This window comes from Streptomyces sp. NBC_00258, from assembly GCF_036182465.1.
Classification (GTDB): domain Bacteria; phylum Actinomycetota; class Actinomycetes; order Streptomycetales; family Streptomycetaceae; genus Streptomyces.
The window spans coordinates 6,636,344-6,652,945 of the sequence record NZ_CP108081.1 but is presented as its reverse complement, the minus strand read 5'-3'; the positions used below and the strand labels follow the sequence as shown (position 1 = coordinate 6,652,945).

The window sequence follows — 16,602 nt, the reverse complement described above, 5'->3', positions numbered from 1 at the left end:
CGCGCCCGACACCCACAAGCACGAGCACGACCCCGCACCACCGACGTCCGCAGAAAGGCCGCCCCCGATGTCCCGCGATCTCGACCCGGGCTCCACCATCTTCTTCACCCTGACCATCGACGGCGAGAGCCTCGGTTACTTCAACGGGTGCGAAGGGCTCTCGTCCGCGGTGGAGATCGAGCAGCACCAGGAGGGCGGCAACAACGGGTTCGTGTGGCAGCTTCCGTCGCGCGTCACGTTCTCCAACATCCGGCTGACCCGCCCGCTGACCCCGGACACCACCAAGGTCGCGGCCTGGATCTCCTCCGTGACCACCGGGGTCAAGCGGCCGACCGCGCAGATCGCCGCGTTGCGGGCGGACGGTTCGGAGGTGGCCCGATGGGGGCTGATCGACGTACTGCCGGTCAGCTGGCAGGGGCCCTCCCTGGACCCGGCCAGCCCGGCCGTCGCCACGGAGGTCCTGGAAATCACCCACCACGGGTTCACGGACTGAGGGGGCGGCACACACATGGCAAAGGGAAGCAAGGGCGCAGGCAAGAGCCTGGTACGCGCCACGCTGGCCATCCACGAGCCGCCGGTCGGCACCAGCACGACCCCGGGCGCTCTGATCAAGACGTTCAAGCTCGACTTCAATCCGGCGCAGCTGACGCTGAGCCGCCGCGCCCAGTGGAAGACGACGCCCACCGCGGCCGTACGCGACGGCAACGTCCCCGAGTTCATGGGGCCGGAACCCCGGGAGATGACGGTCGAGATCTTCCTGGACTCGTCCCTCGATCCGAACAGCAACTCCGTGCTGAAGAAGGTGGAGTCCCTGATGGCCTGCTGCGAGACGACGACGAAGAGCATCGCCGCGAAGCAGCCCTCGCCGCCCTGGGTGGTGTTCCAGTGGGGGTCGTTCTCCACGGCCCGCTTCACGGCGTACGTGAGTTCCGTGGAGGCGAACTACTCGCTGTTCGGCACGACCGGTGTGCCGATCCGGGCCACCTGCCAGGTGACGCTGCACGAGATCCCCAGCAAGGCCAAGGGGCAGAACCCGACCTCGGGCGCGCTCACCGCGCAGCGCGTGCACCGCGTCGTCGCGGGCGACTCGCTGCAGTCGCTGGCCTGGCGCGAGTACGGCGACGCCGCCGCGTGGCGCGCCATCGCCGAGGTCAACGGCATCGACAACCCGGCCGATCTGCGGTCGGGCACGGAACTCCTGATGCCCTCGGCCGAGGAGGTGCGTTCCTGATGGTTCAGCCCGCGTACTCCACGCTCATCCAGGTCACCATCGACGGAAAACCGCTCCCGCCCGACTACGCCCCGAGGCTCATCGACGGCTGGGTCGACCAGGGCGCCGGTGTGCCCGCCGCGTTCCGGCTCACCTTCCGGGACGAGGACCGGGTGATCCTCTCCAAGCTGGGCATCAGGTTCGGGTCCAAGGTCGTGCTCACCCCGATCGCCGACGGCCAGGGTGCCTCCGATCCGCTGCTGACCGGCGAGGTCACCGGTCTGGAGGCGGACTACGACGGCACCGGCACCTTCACCGTCGTCCGCGGCTACGACGCCGGGCACCGCCTGGTGCGCCGGCGCCGGGTGGCCGCGTACAAGAACCAGAGCGCGGCCGACATCGCCCGCAAGCTGGCCAAGGAGGACGGTCTCCAGCTCGGCACGATCGGTGCGACGAAGACGGTGTACGACTTCATCAGCCAGGCCAACGTCACCGACTGGGACTTCCTCTCCCGGCTCGCCGACGAGAACGGCATGGTCATGTCGGTGAACGCGAAGGGGAAGTTCGAGTTCACCAAGCCCAAGCCGGCCTCGGGGGCGCCCGGGGTCGGTACGGCTGGGGACAAGAGTCCCTTCGTGCTCCAGGCCCGCCACGACATCCTGCGGCTGCGGGCCGCCGTCACCGCCGCCGACCAGGTCGGCAAGGTCCAGGCGCGCGGCTGGGACATCACCACGAAGAAGAAGCTCACCTCCATGTCGCTCGCGACCAAGAACGCCGGTGTCAGCATCGGCACCGCGCCGGGCGAGGCCGCCAAGAAGTTCAAGACCTCCACGCTGGTCGAGACGGGCACGCCCTACGACAAGCAGGCCGAGGTCAAGTTCGCCGCGGAGTCCCTCTCCGACGACGTGACCTCCTCGTTCGCCGAACTGGAGGTCGCCGTGCGCGGCAACCCCAAGCTGCGGCCCGGCGTCCCGGTCACGCTGACCGATGTCGGGGACCCCTTCCAGGGCAAGTACACCGCCACGTCCGTACGGCACGTCTTCGGCGACGGGCAGCACTACGAGAGCTGGGTGACCTTCAGCGGACGCCAGTGGCGCTCGCTGTACGGGCTTGCCTCCGGGGGCGGTTCGGCCGTCGAACCCCGCATGCCCGGCGTGGCCAACGCGATCGTCACCAACGTCCAGGACCCGGACAAGCAGGGGCGGGTCAAGCTCCAGTTCCCCTGGCTGGACGACCAGTACGAGAGCGACTGGACCCGGGTGACGCAGTGGGGCGGCAAGGGCGGCGGCGGGATCTTCCCGCTGGACGTGGACGACGAGGTCCTCGTCGCCTTCGACCGGGGCGCGCTGGACCACCCCTTCGTCATCGGCGGCCTCTACAACGGCAAGGACGAGCCGACCCCCGTCACCGACGTACCGCTGCACGACGGGCTGCGGAGTAAGGCGATCCGGCACACCCTGTCCGACCGGCAGGGCAACCGCGTCGACCTGCTCAGCCAGAGCACCGGCGCCCGTAAACAGGGCGTGCGCGTCGCCAGCGGTGACGGCCGTCTGACCATCAACCTCGACCGCACCAAGACCGAGATCACCGTGGACAGCAAGGGCACGGTCAGCATCACGGGCAGCAGATCCGTGTCGGTGGAGGCGGGCACCGACCTCACCCTGAGCGCACGGCGCAGGCTGACCATCAAGAGCGGCGGGCTGCTCAACATCCAGGGCAGGAACGTCAACGTCAAGTCCCTCGGCGGGGCCGTGGCGGTGGACGCGGTGGGTGCCCTCAGCCTCAAGGCCGTCGGGACCGTCCAGGTCAGCTCCGTCGGCCAGGTGGGCATCCGGGCCGTCAACGTCGACCTCATGGGCATCGTGACGGTCAACAAGAAGCCGTATCCCATCCCGTGACGGCCGCGACGTTCGCCCCACCCGCACAGAGCAGCAACACACGAAGCAGGACCGAGACGACCAGGAGAAGGCGGGTGGCCCACTGATGGCCGAGCAGTTCGTCGGATCCGGCTGGGCCTTCCCGCTGCGCATCGGCCCCACCGGGGGCATCGCCCTGGTCAGCGGGGAGCGCGAGATCGAGGAGGCCATCCGGCTCGTACTGGCCACCGCGCCGGGCGAGCGGCCGATGCGCCCGGAGTTCGGCTGCGCCATCCACGACCTGGTGTTCGCCCCGGTCAACGAGGCCACCGCCGGCCGCATCCAGCACGAGGTGTACACGAGCCTCGACCGCTGGGAGCCGCGCATCGAGGTGAGCGACGTCGAGGTGACAGCCGGCCGCGAGACCGAACAGGGCGTGCTCTTCATCGACGTCCGGTACTCGATCCGCGGCACCAACAACCCGCGCAGCCTGGTCTTCCCGTTCTACGTCATCCCCTCCCACGACGAGCCGGACCCGGCTCCCGAAAGCGACCGCTGATGGCCCTGCCCTCCCCGAACCTCGACGACCGCCGCTTCCAGCAGTTCGTCGACGACGCCAAGCGCTACATCCAGCAGCGCGCCCCGGAGTGGACCGACCACAACGTCTCCGACCCGGGCGTCACCCTGGTGGAGACGGTCGCCCACATGGCCGACCAGATCGTCTACCGGCTCAACCGGGTGCCGGAGAAGAACCACCTGGCGTTCCTGGATCTGGTGGGCATCACGCTGTTCCCGCCCTCCGCGGCCCGTACGGAGGTCACGTTCTGGCTCTCCGCGCCGCAGGAGGAGCCGATCCTCCTGCCGGTGGGCACCGAGGTCGCCACCACCCGTACCGAGAGCGAGGAGGCCGCGGTCTTCGCCACCGAGCTCGAACTGACCGTCGTGCCCTGTGAGTTGCGGCATCTCGTGGTCCAGCAGAGCGGGGAGCCCGTCGCCGACCGGACCGCCGACCTCGCCGAGGGCAAGGACGTCATGTGCTTCTCCGAGGCCCCGCGGCCCGGGGACTGCATGCTGCTCGGGCTCAGCGCCGCCGTGCCGCACTGCGCGGTCGGGATGGAGCTGGACAGCCGGGTCGACGGTGTCGGCGTGGACCCGCGGCAGCCGCCGCTGGTCTGGGAGGCGTGGACCGAGGACGGCTGGACCGAGTGCGAGGTCGACCGGGACGGCACCGGCGGCCTGAACCGGCCCGGCGAGGTCGTGCTGCACATCCCCGGCGGGCACACCCTGTCCCGCACCGGCGGGCAGGAGGCCGGCTGGCTGCGCTGCCGGGTCACCGAACCGCTGCCCGACCAGCCCTTCTACACCACCTCCCCGACCGTCCGCTCCGCGGAGGCGTTCACCCTCGGCGGCACCACCACCGCCGTACACGCCGAGACGGTGTACGACGAGGCGCTCGGCGAGTCCACCGGTCTGCCCGGGCAGCGGCTGCGCCTCGCCCACGCCCCCGTGGTCGGCGACACCCCTCCGGTGCTGCTGCAGACCGCCGAGCACGACGGCTGGACCGACTGGGACGTCGTCCCGTCCTTCGCCGCCTCCACCCCGCACGACCGGCACATCACCCTGGACGCCGCCACCGGTGACATCGCCTTCGGCCCGGCGGTACGGGAACCCGACGGCACCCTGCGCCAGTACGGGGCGGTGGCACCCAAGGGCGCCGTCATCCGCGCCCTGCGCTACCGCACCGGCGGCGGCAGGACCGGGAACGTCGCCCGCGGCGCCGTCCAGGTGCTGCGCACGTCCGTCCCGTACGTCTCCGAGGTCGTCAACCGGGAGGCCGCGCGCGGCGGGGTCGACGGCGAGACGGTGGAGGAGGCGAAGACCAGGGCGCCCATCACGCTGCGCGCCCAGGAGCGGGCGGTGACCCTGCGCGACTACGAGGAGCTCGCCCGCCGGGCCGCCCCCGAGACCGCCCGGATCACCTGTCTTGAGGGCGACGAGGGCGAGCACGGGGCGTACGCGGTACGGGTGCTGGTGGTTCCGCAGGCCGTGCCCGACCCCGGCGGCCGACTGCGCTTCGAGCAACTGGTGCCCGGCGACGCGCTGTTGCGCCGCATCACCCACTACCTGGACGAACGCCGCCTGATCGGTACGCGGTTGGCGGTCGGCCCGCCCTTCTACCAGGGCGTCACGGTGGTCGCCACGGTGCACGCGTTCCGCGGGACCGACACGGACCGGGTACGCCGTCAGGCGCACGACGCCCTCTACCGCCACCTCGATCCGCTGACCGGCGGCGCCGACGGCCGGGGCTGGCCCTTCGGGCGTCCCGTGCAGTCCGGCGAGGTCTTCGCCGTGCTCCAGCGCGTACCCGGCGTCGAGCTGGTCGACGAGGTCCAGCTCCACCCGGCCGACCCCCTGACCGGCAAACGCGGCGACGCGACCAACCGCATCGACCTCGAACCCCCGTCCCTGGTCTTCTCCTTCGACCACCGGGTGCGCGTGATCGGGGACCGGCCGTGAGGGGCTCCGTCGACGGGCTGGGGTCGTCCGCGCCCATCGGCATGATGCTGCCCGCCGTGTTCGCCGACGACGATCTTGCACAGCGGTTCGTCGGCGGACTCGACGACGTGCTCGCACCGATCCTGGCCGTCCTCGACTGCCTGGACTCCTACTTCACCCCGGCCCTGGCCCCGGTGGACTTCACCCGGTGGCTGGCGCTCTGGGTCGGCGCGGAGACCGACGGCACCGAGCCCGACGACCGGCTGCGCGCGGCCGTCGCCGCCGCCGCGTATCTGCACCGGGTACGGGGCACCAGCCGCGGTCTGTCCGAGGCGATACGCCTGGTCTTCGGTGTGACCCCGGAGATCACCGAGAGCGGCGGCGCCGCCTGGAACGCCCGGCCCCTGGGCCCGGTTCCCGGCGACCGCAGTCCGCGCCTGCACGTCACGCTGCGCCTGCCCGACCCGACCCGGGCCGACGAGCACCGCCTCGACAGCCTCGTGGCGGCCGCCCGACCCGCCCACATGCCCTACACGGTCCAGGTGACCGCTGCCGAAAGGACTCCCGAGAGATGACCAGCCAGAACTCCGGCACAGGACGGGAGCCCGCCCGCAGCTGCGCCGAATGCGGCACCCGGGCGGAGCCCGGCCAGTCCTTCTGCGACTCCTGCGGTGCGGTACTCGGCTGGTCCGGCGGCCCGGACCGGGCCGACGCGGCTCGCAGGGACCCCGTGCGCGCGGAGGCCGCCGCACCGGCGCGGGACTCCGCGTCCGGGGGTGCCGCCGTCGCCGGCGGCTCCGGCGACCAGCCGGGATGGGACGCGTTCGCACACCCCGGGGCCGGAACGGGTACGGCCCGTACGGGCCACGCCCCGGCCGCCGCGGCAACGCCCGGGCCGGGCGGTGGCCGACGGGGAGATGACGAGGCCGGGTGGCCGCAGACCGGCGCCGCCGGGCCGAGTACCGGTGTCCGTCTGGCGCGGAACGCCGGGCCCCGGCCGGACGACGAGGACGCCGACCGCTCCACCGGCCGGTCCGGTGACGGCGAGGCCGCCGACGGCTGGTCCGGCGCGCGCCGCACTGACACCGCGCCCGACTCCGAGTCGGCGGCCGGGCACCGGCAGTCGGACCGCTCGGACGGCGCGGACGACTCCGGACGGGCCGGAACACGGCAGTCGGACACCGTCGACGACTCCGGGTGGGCCGGGACACGGCAGGCGCACGCCGCCGACGGTTCCGGACGTGCGGGGACGCGGCAGGCGCCCGACCGGCCCGTGGGCTCCGGCACCGCGCCGTCCTCCTCTTCGCGGCACGACCACCCCGGCACCGGGCCGGACTCCGCCTCCGCGGCGTCCGCGGGCGCGGGGCCGGCCGGACTTCAGGAGTGGGACACGAACTCCCCCGCCGCTCCGGCCTCCCACGGTTCGCTCGACCTCTCCCCCGGCGCGCGGGACAACGCCCGCCCGGACACCCACCCGGACATGCGCCGCGACGCCACCGCCGATACCGCCGACACCGAGCCGGTGCCGACCACCGCGGGCCGGGGCCACCACCCGTCCACCGACTCCACGCACTCCAGCCACTCCAACCGCTCCACAGGCTTCTCCGGGTCCACGGACTCCACGGACCCCTCCGACTCCACCGCCGAACGGGCCAGGTCTCTCCTCATCCCGGTGAGCGACCCCGAACCCCGCGCGCCCGCGTCCCCCGCCGTCGCGCCCGTGCTGCCCGGCCGTCCGGTCGCGAACCGCCCCCAAGTCCGCGCCCCGGGCCCCGAGTTCGGCCCACAGGGCGGCATCCCCTGCCCCTGGTGCGCCACCCCCAACCTCCCCGACCGGCACTACTGCGGCCGCTGCGCCATGCCGATGTCCGGCGACGGGCCGACGGCCCCGGGCCGGCAGCCCTGGTGGCGCCGGATACCGGGCTTCGGCGTCGCGCAGACCCCCTGGGCGGGCGACCGCCCCCGGCTGCGCCGCGGCTTCGGGGCCGTCATGAACTGGGTCGTCGGCGGCCTCGTACTCGCCCTGATCGTCACGCTCGTGCTCAACATCGGCGACGGGATCCAGGCGACCCGCGACCACTTCGCCAAGCGCGCCGCGGTGGGGCCGGACAGTGTGAAGGCGTCGCGCTCCTATCCCGGTCACCCCGCGCAACGCGCCTTCGACAAGCTCAGCAACACCTGGTGGGGGCCGGGTGTCTCGGGGACCGGCGAGGGGCAGTGGCTGGAGGCCCGGTTCGACCAGCCGACCCGGCTGCTGGACCTGGTCATCACCTCCGGTGTGTCGACCCAGCCGGACAAGCTCTCGCAGTCGGCCCTCCCGCACCGCGTCGAGGCCCTGATCACCGCCGCCGACGGCAAGAAGACCACCCGGATCATCAACCTGGACCAGAGCGCCGGCGGCCAGCGGCGCAAGTTCCGGGTCGGGGAGGTCACCTCGGTGCGCTTCACCGTGCGGTCGGCCTACGCCACCGACGCCAAGAAGCAGGTGTCCATCGCGGAGATCGAGTTCTTCACCCGGTCGAACAGCAACAGCTCCTGACGGACGGGACCCCGAACCACCCGGCACGGCACAGCACGACAGACACGGCATGACACTGGGCCGCCGAGCATGCTCGGCGGCCCAGTGTCATGGCTGATGAGGCCTGGTCAGCCCTCGCGCTGGGCGCGGGCCAGCCGGTCCGCGCGGTCGCGCCGGGAAGGGGACTGGACGTTCACCGTGACGCCGGCGCCCTCGCCGGGCGTCGCGTCCCAGCCGCGGAGCTTGTCGGCGACCTTCGTCACGCGTACGTCGTCCGGTCCGGCGTCGATGTAGAACAGCGACTCGTTCACCTCGTCGTCGTCACCGCCCCAGCGCACCACGCCCTCGCAGTCGGCCAGGATGTCGCGCAGCGTCAGCTCCTGGAGGGGGAAGAGCCCGCCCTTCGCACTGGCGCCCGGCCGGATCCGTACGGCCGTGCCGGAGGCGAGGTTCGACTCCGGAAGGGCCTTGCGGAGCTTGCCGGTCCCCTGCCAGCCCGCCAGGTCGATCCGGCTGATCTGCTCGACCTCGTAGTGGAAGCGGCGGATCACGTGGACGAGGATCAGCTCCACGTCCCCGACGCGGACATCGACCTCGAGACCCGTACCGGCGACGGGGCGCGTCCACACCGTGGAGACGTGGTTCGCCTCCTTCTCGAGGGTCCATCCGTTCGCGGACGTCGGGAGCTTCTTCGGCGCGCTCAGGGGCCCGCTCTTCGGTGTCTCCTTCGGCGCGGCGACTGCGGTGCCCGGTACGACGGAGCCCAGGGCGGCCGCGGCACCGATCACCGTGGCGCTCTTCACCACGGAACGCCTCGTCATGTCGTTCTGCACGTGTTTCATCCCTTTCTCACTCTCATAGAACGATCATGAGCGCGAACGACGGCACAAGGGTCATCAGGACACTGACCGGCCAGTAGACGCGGGGTTCCAGGGCCGACCTGCGCCGCAGCGGGCGGTTGGCGAGCCACCAGACCAGGCCGAACAGCAGCAGCACCGGCCCGCCCACCAGCAGCCAGGGCAGCATGCCGTCGTTCTCCGTGGGCTCGCCGACGGTCCAGCCGAGCGCCTTGAGCGGCCAGTTGACCGCGAAGTACGACAGCAGCCACACCGGCACGACACCGGGGACTCCCAGCAACAGGTTCACGCCCAGCACGGCCGGCAAGGACTTCCGCATGCGCCCAGTATTCACGCCCATGATCGGGGTCACTTGCTGCGGGACAGCTGGTTGTAGTTCTCGAGAACGTTGTAGAGACCGATGAGTTCGCGGCCGTACTGGGCGGCGTCGTCGCCGGTTCCGTTGTACCGGGCGAGCAGGGCCTGGGTGTCGGCCAGGCTCGTGGTCAGGCTCGGCCGGGGCTTGCCCAGTTGGTGCGCGTTGTAGACCGTCAGATAGGCGACCGAGCGGATGTTGTAGGTCGGGTCCTCGTTGAGGTCCTCCCACACCCCCGGGATGTCGTCGTCGGTCAGCGGGCTGCCGTTGATGATGCCCTGCTGCATGCAGTAGTTGCGGGCGTCGATGGTCACCCAGGCGAAGATCTGGCCCCAGCCGGTGCTGCAGTCGTCGTCCAGACCGGCCTTGACGGCCGAGTCGGCGGCGAAGTCCAGGGGGTTCATCTTGCGCAGCTCCCACAGGACGGGAGCCTGGATCAGCGCCTTGCGGAGCTTGAGCTGCCGTGCCAGCGACGTGAACAGCCAGTCCGCGCTGAGCACGAGCTCGTACGCCTTGGTGGTGGAGATGCCGCCGAGCGTGGCCCAGTCCGAGTCGGTCCAGCCGTCGCCGCCGGTCTCCGGGACTCCGATCGACTCCAGGTACGTCTTGACGTCCGTCAGCATCGGGGCCTGGTAGGCGTCCTTGTCGAGGTCGACGTCCACACCGTCGGTGTAGCCGCCCGGGTCGAAGTCGCCCTGGCCGGTGTCACGGCCCGAGGCGATGTTCTTGTCGATCTCGATCGAGCCGCTGCCCGAGCCGACGGTGAGGGTGGCGATCTGGTCGAACGCCCAGTTCGTCGGCATCGGGTAGCCGAGGTTCCCGGAGAAGCCGCTCGACATGTCCGACACGAAGCTCGTCGCCGAGTACCCGGCGTCCGCGATGCGCTGGCACACGTTGCGCGGTCCGTAGACACCCACGCCGTAGGCGGAGTTCTCGCCGATGGTGCGCATCACGCCGCGGAAGTGCGGAACGATGTACTCCGTGACCTCGCCGTCCATCGCGTCGTAGTCGACCGCGAAGTAGATGATCGTGCCCGGCTTGAAGCCGTGGTACTGCGCCCAGTCGATCGCCTTGAACGCGTCGCTGGTGCCCTGGTTGTAGCTGAAGTAGTCGGCCGACCGGCTCCACGTCTGGAAGATCGGGAAGCAGCGCAGCCCGGCCTCCTTGATCGTGGCGAGCTCGCCGGGCTGGATCTGCTTCTCCGGCAGGCTCGTGGTGGACGGGTTGAAGAGGTACCGGCCGATGTACTGGTAGCCGGCGGCCTTCAGTGCCTGCGCACGCGGCGGCGTGATCATCGTGACGCCGTCGCACGCCGTGCCCGGGCGGGACTGGTCGCCGTAGGAGACGAGCAGCGAGGCCCATGTCGGGAAGTCGCCGTTGCCGGTGACCGGGAGTTTCACGAAGGACTGGAAGCTCTCCACCCCGGACTGCACCGTCGAGGTGAAGTTCCCGAAGGGCACAGTGCGCTTGTTGAGGATCATGGCCGCGGTGAAGAGCTGCGCCCATACGCCGGTGGTGCCGTTGGAGACCGTGTGGGACTTCAGGCCGGACTGGGTGCCGGGTCCGAAAACGCCGTTCGCGGTGCCGTCGGCCATGCCCAGCTCGTACTGGATCGCGAACAGCATCGACTTGGCGACGTCACGGGAGTGGTAGCCGTCGCAGGGGATGACGTAGAAGTCCTTGCGGAGGATGTAACGGCCGTTCAGCCACTGCTGGATGGACCGGATGGTGTCCGAGCCGCCGCCGACGGTGACGTAGGCGTCCATGTTGAACAGGCCCTTGACGACTTTCGGCCACAGGGAGCTGCCGGGGTACGTGGCGCTCACACCCATGTTCTGGTTGAGCTTCTCGACGGCGGCCTTGACCCGGTCGTTGTACTTGCCGTCGATCTCGCCGCCGTCATAGCCCTTGCAGTAAAGGGCGGACTGGATGATGCGGGCGAAATTCGCCGAGGGGACCGTCGTCTCGTCCAGCTTGCCGTACTTCGAGCCGATCGTGGCCAGCGTGGTCGGACCGAAGGAGTCCGACAGGGCCGTGATGCCCATCTCGTACTGGAGTGCTCTGGTCAGGGCGTACATCACGGGCCAGCCGGTGACCCCGTTCTCGTCCAGTTTGGATATGCCGAGTGTCGCGCCGTTGTTGTACGTCGTGTTCACGAACCGCTGGGCGAGACGGACCATCTCGTCGGCCATGCGCTGTCTCCTGACTTCTGGTGCGGGCGGAAAGTGGCAGGCAGAAGGGGGTTGGTACGGAAGGTGAGTTGGCAAAAAAATAGGGCGCCGACGGCACCGACAGGAAATATTCTTTGCCGCTGCCAATTTCCGCAAGCCATTACATCGGCGTGCCCGACTGCGGGTCGTTGCCAGACTTTTACCCGAATCACTACAACCGTGACAGGCGACACACGGCCGGGGCGCGCCCCGATGTTTCACCCCTCGAAGATCCCCGAAGACCTTCGAAGAACAGTCGGCAATTCCACCAATTCAGGCATGTGGACAATTTGCCTCTTCGGGCCGCAGCGCACTCAATTCAGGGCGGATCAGCACGACCATCCGGAAGACCACATTCCACATGTCCGAAGGTCACGAATTCAGCACGAACACCTCAACGTGTTACCACCATTTACCCTCGGCTCGAACAAGTGCATGATGACCGGCGTTGTTGTTTCCGGGTCGGATGAGGTTCACGGTGCGTGGGCGAAGAGTGAGTGCGCGGATGGTGGCGGCCCTGACCGTGTGCGTCCTCGGCGGCGGCCTCGCCGTCGGATGCGGCCCGACCGGCGACAAGAGCGACGGGGACTCGTCGGGAAAGCGCGAGCCCCTCACCGTCGCCAAGGCCCCTGCCCAGCTCCCCGTGCCGCTCGGCAAGGGCAGCAAGGCGGCCGACGACTTCAACGGGGACGGGCACCAGGATCTCGTCCTCAACGACCTCGTGAAGCGCGACAGCCACGGCGACGACGCGGGAATCGGCGTCGTCTACGGATCGGCGCGCGGACTCACCCCCGGTGCCAGGCAGTTGCTGAGCGCCGCCCGCAACGCCGCGGCCACCAAGGGGCAGTTGCCCGCCGTCTTCGACGCCGAGGCGAGCTGCGATCTCGACCGGGACGGGTACACGGACCTCGTCGTCTCGACCGACCCGCCGTTCGACGGGCAGGGCCGGCCGCCGGTACCGCTGCAGATCCTCTTCGGCTCGGCCCGGGGGCTGGCCGGCAAGGCCGTGAAGCTGGCGATTCCCCCGCAGGCACGTTTCGGCAACGACTGGCCGGACCAGCCGGTGTGCGGGGACTTCAACAACGACAAGGCCGAGGATCTCGTCGTGCACGCCTCCGACGGCCGGCTCAGCTATCTGCGCGGGCCGTTCACACGCAAGGGCGCCCCGAAGGCGGCCGGTGCGCCGCTCGCCTCGCCGGGGAACGTGCCCACACCACCGGCCGTGGACGTCGACGGCGACGGATACGACGACCTGCTCGTGCGTACCGCCGAGGGTTCCGCCGCCTCGGCCTCCACCGCCTCCCTCCTCCCGGGCGGACCGACCGGGCCGGCCGGTACCGCGGTCGCCCTCCCGAGCGGTGTCGACGTGGCGTTCGGCCGGTTCGGGAAGGGCAAGGGGCTCGACGCGGCGATCGGCTCGATGACCGGGACCGCGCTGCGCTACGACGTTCCGGGCACCCTTCGCGGCACACTCGACGTCGCCGGAACCGTCCTGGACTCCGGAGACTTCGACGGGGACGGGCTGAGCGAACTCGTCTCCAGCGGTTCGGAGTTGCGGGTCCTCAAGGGCCGTACGACGGGTCTGTCCAAGGCCGGGATGGTGACCGTGCCGCCGCCCGCCCGGGGGACCACCCGCGTACTGAAGGTCGCCGACCTCGACGGGGACGGGCGGGCCGATCTGGTCGTGCGCACGTATCGCGGGGACACGAAGGACACGATCGCCGTGTACCCGGGCACGAAGAAGGGCCTGCTCGCGCGGAAGCCCGGACTCACCTTCTCCACCTCGGAGTTCCTGGGCATGGAGAGCTGATGCGACACCGTTCGACGACCGGGCCGGCGGCGGTGGCCGTCGCCCTGGTCGCGAGCCTCGCCGTGGCATGCGGCGGTGACGGCTCCACGGACCGCCCCGACAGCGGACCGAAGAGACCCGCCGCCGGAAAGCCGTCCGACAACCCGGACCCCGGGGACTTCAACGGCGACGGCCACGACGACTTCGCGACCGTCGTGTACTCGGAGTCCAAGGACAAGAGGCGGTACACCGAGACGCTGACGGTGGTCTACGGCTCCTCCGACGGTCTCAACAAGGCCTCGGCCCAACGGACTTCGGCGGCCCGGAAGGCGGACGAGAAGGGCGCGGGCTTCGTCTCGGGCCCGCTGCGCACCGACCTCGACGGCGACGGCTTCACCGACCTGGTCGTCGCCCGCGGGAACGCCGGCACCCCGCTCGGCACCCTCGCCCTCTTCGGCGGCCCCCGCGGTCTGGGCAAGGCCACCGAACTGGCCCTGCCCGACGGCTTCCAGCCACGCGCCGCCGCCGACTTCGACGGCGACGGTTCCGTCGACCTGCTCGACGGCGGACACGGCGGCACGGGCGACCCCAGCGCGACCGGGCCGGGCTCCGACGGGCTTCTCCTGTACGGCCCCTTCGACCGCACCGGCACCCCGAAGCGGCAGGCCGTCCTCGACCTCGACCAGCAGGGGTACGCGACGCCCGAATCGGCCACCACCGGCGACTTCGACGCCGACGGGAAGGCGGAGGTGGTGTTCACGTACGACTTCGACGCGGAGCAGGACGAGAGCGCGCCCGAGAGCCTGTACATGGTCGGCTACTACGAGGGGGGCGCGGACGGGCTCGTACGCGACACCTCGCTCGAACCGCGCATCAGCAAGGCCGTGGGCACCTTCGAGGGGCCGCGTACGCCCGCCACCGGTGACGCGGACGGTGACGGCATCGACGATCTGCTGCTGCCGACACAGCTCGCCGTGGCACCCGCGGACATGCCCGCGGAGGGTGGCGCGCTGACCATCCTGTACGGGGCCGAGTCCGGCCTCGGGAGCGGGCGTTCGGAGTCCGTCATCGAGGGCAGGGGCGGGGAGAAGCGGCGGATCGACTTCGGGTCGTCGCCTGCCGTCGGGGACGTCGACGGCGACGGAAAACCGGATGTCGTCGTGAACACGCCGGGCTATCGGGGGCACGACGGGAAGGTGACGCTGTTGCCGGGCGGGGCGTCGGGGGTGCCGTCCGCGGACGGGGAGCAGGCCGTTGATCCCCTGACCGACGGGTTGCCGGGGACGCCGAACCCGTACAAGTGGAACGAGTTCGGTTATCAGCCGCCGTTGCTGGACGTGGATGGTGACGGGCGGGACGACGCGGTGGCGTTCGGGCCGTTGTGGGAGAAGCGGGCGGGGGCGTTTTTGGTGTTGCGGGGGAGTGGTGAGGGGTTCGAGGCGGGGAAGGTGCAGCTCCTTACGCCTGGGGAGCTCGGGGTGCCACTGCGGTTGAAGTGAACCGGGGGTTCGGTGGTCATGAGGCTGCGGGTCGGATGTGGCTGGTCGCGCAGTTCCCCGCGCCCCTAAAAACCAAGAGGCACCCCCTGCCTCACAAGTCATTCGAGAAAACTTCCGCCCCTCGTACAACCCTGCCCCCTCCCCGTGGGTCTTCTGATCGCCAACCGCCCGTAAAGCCCAGGAAAACTCCGGGCAAATGCGAGCGGTACGCACCCCATTGACTGCGGGCGCCCGCCAGGCGTCCCCGCATGCAGCAGGAGAATCCCGCATGCACAAGCATCTGCGACTCACCCTCGCGACGGCGTCCGTTGCCGCGCTGACGGGGGGTCTGCTCACCTTCTCGGCGGTGACGGCAACGGCCGCCGACTCGACGACCGTGCCGCACGCCGACTTCAACGGCGACGGTGTCGGCGACGTGGCCTTCTCGGCCGCGGGCGCCTATGTGAACGGCCGCGCGACCGCCGGCCAGCTCGTCACCCTCTACGGCACCGCCACCGGAGTGTCCTCCGCCAAGCGGTCCACGCTCAGCCAGGACAGCGCCGGGGTCCCCGGCACCGCGGAGGCCGGTGACGCCTTCAGCGCGGAGACCGCGTACGCCGACTTCAACGGCGACGGATACGACGACCTCGCCGTGTCCTCCCCGGGAGAGAAGGTCGGCAGCGACACCAACGGCGGCACTCTCGCCGTGCTGTGGGGCTCCGCGAGCGGCCTGACCGGCAAGGGCGTCACCGTCGCCGACCCGGCCGTCTCCGCGCACGACTACTGGGGCAAGAACCTCGCCGCCGGCGACTTCGACGGCGACGGCACGGCCGACCTGGCCGTCGGCAACTCCTCCAGCACGGTCTACGTCTACAAGGGCGGCATCAGCGCGTCCGGCACCGCCGTGGGCGGCCGGTACACGCTCAAGCCCCCGATCCAGTCGGGCGGCGACGCCCGTGGCCCGATCAACCTCACCGCGGGCGACGTCAACGGCGACAAGAGGACCGACCTGGTCATCGACGGCTTCGAGACCGGGACCGACTACGGCTGGGCCAGGAACTACTTCGTGCCCGGCGCCGCGAGCGGCCTCTCGATCTCCTCGGCGCAGATCGTGAAGCCGGGCGCGATCACCGCGATCGGTGACGTCAACGGCGACGGTTTCGGCGACATCGTCTCCGGCGCGTACTGGCACAACACGTTGAGCGACGGCACGACGGTCCCGGACTCGGCCTTCGGCGGCAAGGTGAACGTCACCTACGGCACCGCGGACGGCCCGGGCGCGACCGCGGGCATCACCCAGAACACCGGCAACGTCCCCGGCTCCTCGGAGAAGAACGACTACTTCGGCTACGAGCTGGACCTCGGCGACATCAACGGCGACGGCTTCCAGGACATCGTCGTCAGCTCCGCCGGCGAGGACCTGAACAGCATCACGGACACGGGCGCGGTCACCGTCCTGTACGGCTCGGCGAACGGCCTCGACACTGCTTCCGGCACCCAGTACTTCGCGCAGAGCACTGCGGGTGTGCCCGGCAGCGACGAGAAGAACGACGCGCTCGGCGCGGACGTGAAGCTCGACGACGTCAACGGCGACGGCCGCGCCGACCTGCTGGTCGGCTCGTACGAGAACGCGGGCAACGGCGCGGTGCTGTACATGCCGTCGAACGGCACGAAGATCACCACGTCCGGCTCGCGGTCCGTCTCGCCGAGCAGCTCGGGTGTGTCGACGACGGGCACCCCGTCGTTCGGCGTCAACTTCGCCGACTGAGCGCGTCCCGTCCCTCATTCACGATCCGGCGGGCCCCGCACCACACAGGTGCGGGGCCCGTCGTC

The 16,602-nt window shown here is 70.6% G+C and carries 13 protein-coding genes; 10 read left to right on the top strand and 3 right to left on the bottom strand.

Annotation, left to right across the window (positions count from 1 at the left end; genetic code table 11):
- The first annotated feature begins 67 nt into the window (after nucleotides 1-67).
- The 7 genes from OG718_RS29710 (at nucleotide 68) to OG718_RS29675 (ending at nucleotide 8,101) form a co-directional block, all read left to right on the top strand.
- The gene (locus OG718_RS29710; protein WP_143640083.1) at nucleotides 68-493 is read left to right on the top strand and encodes a phage tail protein; all 426 of its coding nucleotides are present in this window, start codon (nucleotides 68-70) and stop codon (nucleotides 491-493) included.
- A gap of 15 nt (nucleotides 494-508) precedes the next feature.
- Complete coding sequence (locus tag OG718_RS29705; RefSeq protein ID WP_328845646.1) at nucleotides 509-1,231, top strand: CIS tube protein; 723 nt, start codon at nucleotides 509-511, stop codon at nucleotides 1,229-1,231.
- Nucleotides 1,231-3,108: a VgrG-related protein gene (locus OG718_RS29700; protein ID WP_143640079.1), complete on the top strand. Its 1,878-nt coding sequence runs from the start codon at nucleotides 1,231-1,233 to the stop codon at nucleotides 3,106-3,108. The genes OG718_RS29705 and OG718_RS29700 overlap by 1 nt, the downstream gene beginning before the upstream one ends.
- 85 nt (nucleotides 3,109-3,193) lie before the next feature.
- On the top strand, nucleotides 3,194-3,625 hold the full coding sequence (locus OG718_RS29695) for a GPW/gp25 family protein (RefSeq protein WP_143640485.1): 432 nt from the start codon (nucleotides 3,194-3,196) through the stop codon (nucleotides 3,623-3,625).
- Nucleotides 3,625-5,583 carry a putative baseplate assembly protein gene (locus OG718_RS29690; RefSeq protein WP_143640077.1) on the top strand — a complete coding sequence of 653 codons (1,959 nt, stop codon included), beginning with the start codon at nucleotides 3,625-3,627 and terminating at the stop codon, nucleotides 5,581-5,583. The genes OG718_RS29695 and OG718_RS29690 overlap by 1 nt, the downstream gene beginning before the upstream one ends.
- On the top strand, nucleotides 5,580-6,137 hold the full coding sequence (locus OG718_RS29685; protein ID WP_143640075.1) for a phage tail protein: 558 nt from the start codon (nucleotides 5,580-5,582) through the stop codon (nucleotides 6,135-6,137). The genes OG718_RS29690 and OG718_RS29685 overlap by 4 nt, the downstream gene beginning before the upstream one ends.
- The gene (locus tag OG718_RS29675; RefSeq protein ID WP_443055158.1) at nucleotides 6,134-8,101 is read left to right on the top strand and encodes an NADase-type glycan-binding domain-containing protein; all 1,968 of its coding nucleotides are present in this window, start codon (nucleotides 6,134-6,136) and stop codon (nucleotides 8,099-8,101) included. The genes OG718_RS29685 and OG718_RS29675 overlap by 4 nt, the downstream gene beginning before the upstream one ends.
- A gap of 107 nt (nucleotides 8,102-8,208) precedes the next feature.
- Here the strand turns inward: OG718_RS29675 and OG718_RS29670 are convergent, their stop codons facing one another.
- The 3 genes from OG718_RS29670 to OG718_RS29660 are packed head-to-tail and all read right to left on the bottom strand — an operon-like array spanning nucleotide 8,209 to nucleotide 11,484.
- On the bottom strand, nucleotides 8,209-8,922 hold the full coding sequence (locus tag OG718_RS29670; protein WP_260695381.1) for a twin-arginine translocation signal domain-containing protein: 714 nt from the start codon (nucleotides 8,920-8,922) through the stop codon (nucleotides 8,209-8,211).
- Between the two features lie 13 nt (nucleotides 8,923-8,935).
- Nucleotides 8,936-9,256 (bottom strand): hypothetical protein, encoded by a 321-nt coding sequence (locus OG718_RS29665; RefSeq protein ID WP_143640073.1) that lies wholly within the window; start codon nucleotides 9,254-9,256, stop codon nucleotides 8,936-8,938.
- Between the two features lie 29 nt (nucleotides 9,257-9,285).
- Entirely contained in the window at nucleotides 9,286-11,484 is a 2,199-nt protein-coding gene (locus tag OG718_RS29660; protein ID WP_328845645.1) for a glycoside hydrolase domain-containing protein, read from the bottom strand.
- Nucleotides 11,485-12,007: 523 nt separating this feature from the next.
- On the opposite strand from OG718_RS29660, the gene OG718_RS29655 reads away from it, so the two are divergent.
- From OG718_RS29655 to OG718_RS29645, 3 genes are all read left to right on the top strand, one after another.
- The gene (locus tag OG718_RS29655; protein ID WP_443055360.1) at nucleotides 12,008-13,312 is read left to right on the top strand and encodes an FG-GAP repeat domain-containing protein; all 1,305 of its coding nucleotides are present in this window, start codon (nucleotides 12,008-12,010) and stop codon (nucleotides 13,310-13,312) included.
- Nucleotides 13,312-14,790, top strand: a complete 1,479-nt coding sequence (locus OG718_RS29650) for an FG-GAP and VCBS repeat-containing protein (protein ID WP_328845643.1) — start codon at nucleotides 13,312-13,314, stop codon at nucleotides 14,788-14,790. Before OG718_RS29655 ends, OG718_RS29650 begins: the two co-directional genes overlap by 1 nt.
- Before the next feature lie 268 nt (nucleotides 14,791-15,058).
- The gene (locus OG718_RS29645; protein ID WP_143640067.1) at nucleotides 15,059-16,537 is read left to right on the top strand and encodes a VCBS repeat-containing protein; all 1,479 of its coding nucleotides are present in this window, start codon (nucleotides 15,059-15,061) and stop codon (nucleotides 16,535-16,537) included.
- The last annotated feature ends 65 nt before the right edge of the window (nucleotides 16,538-16,602 follow it).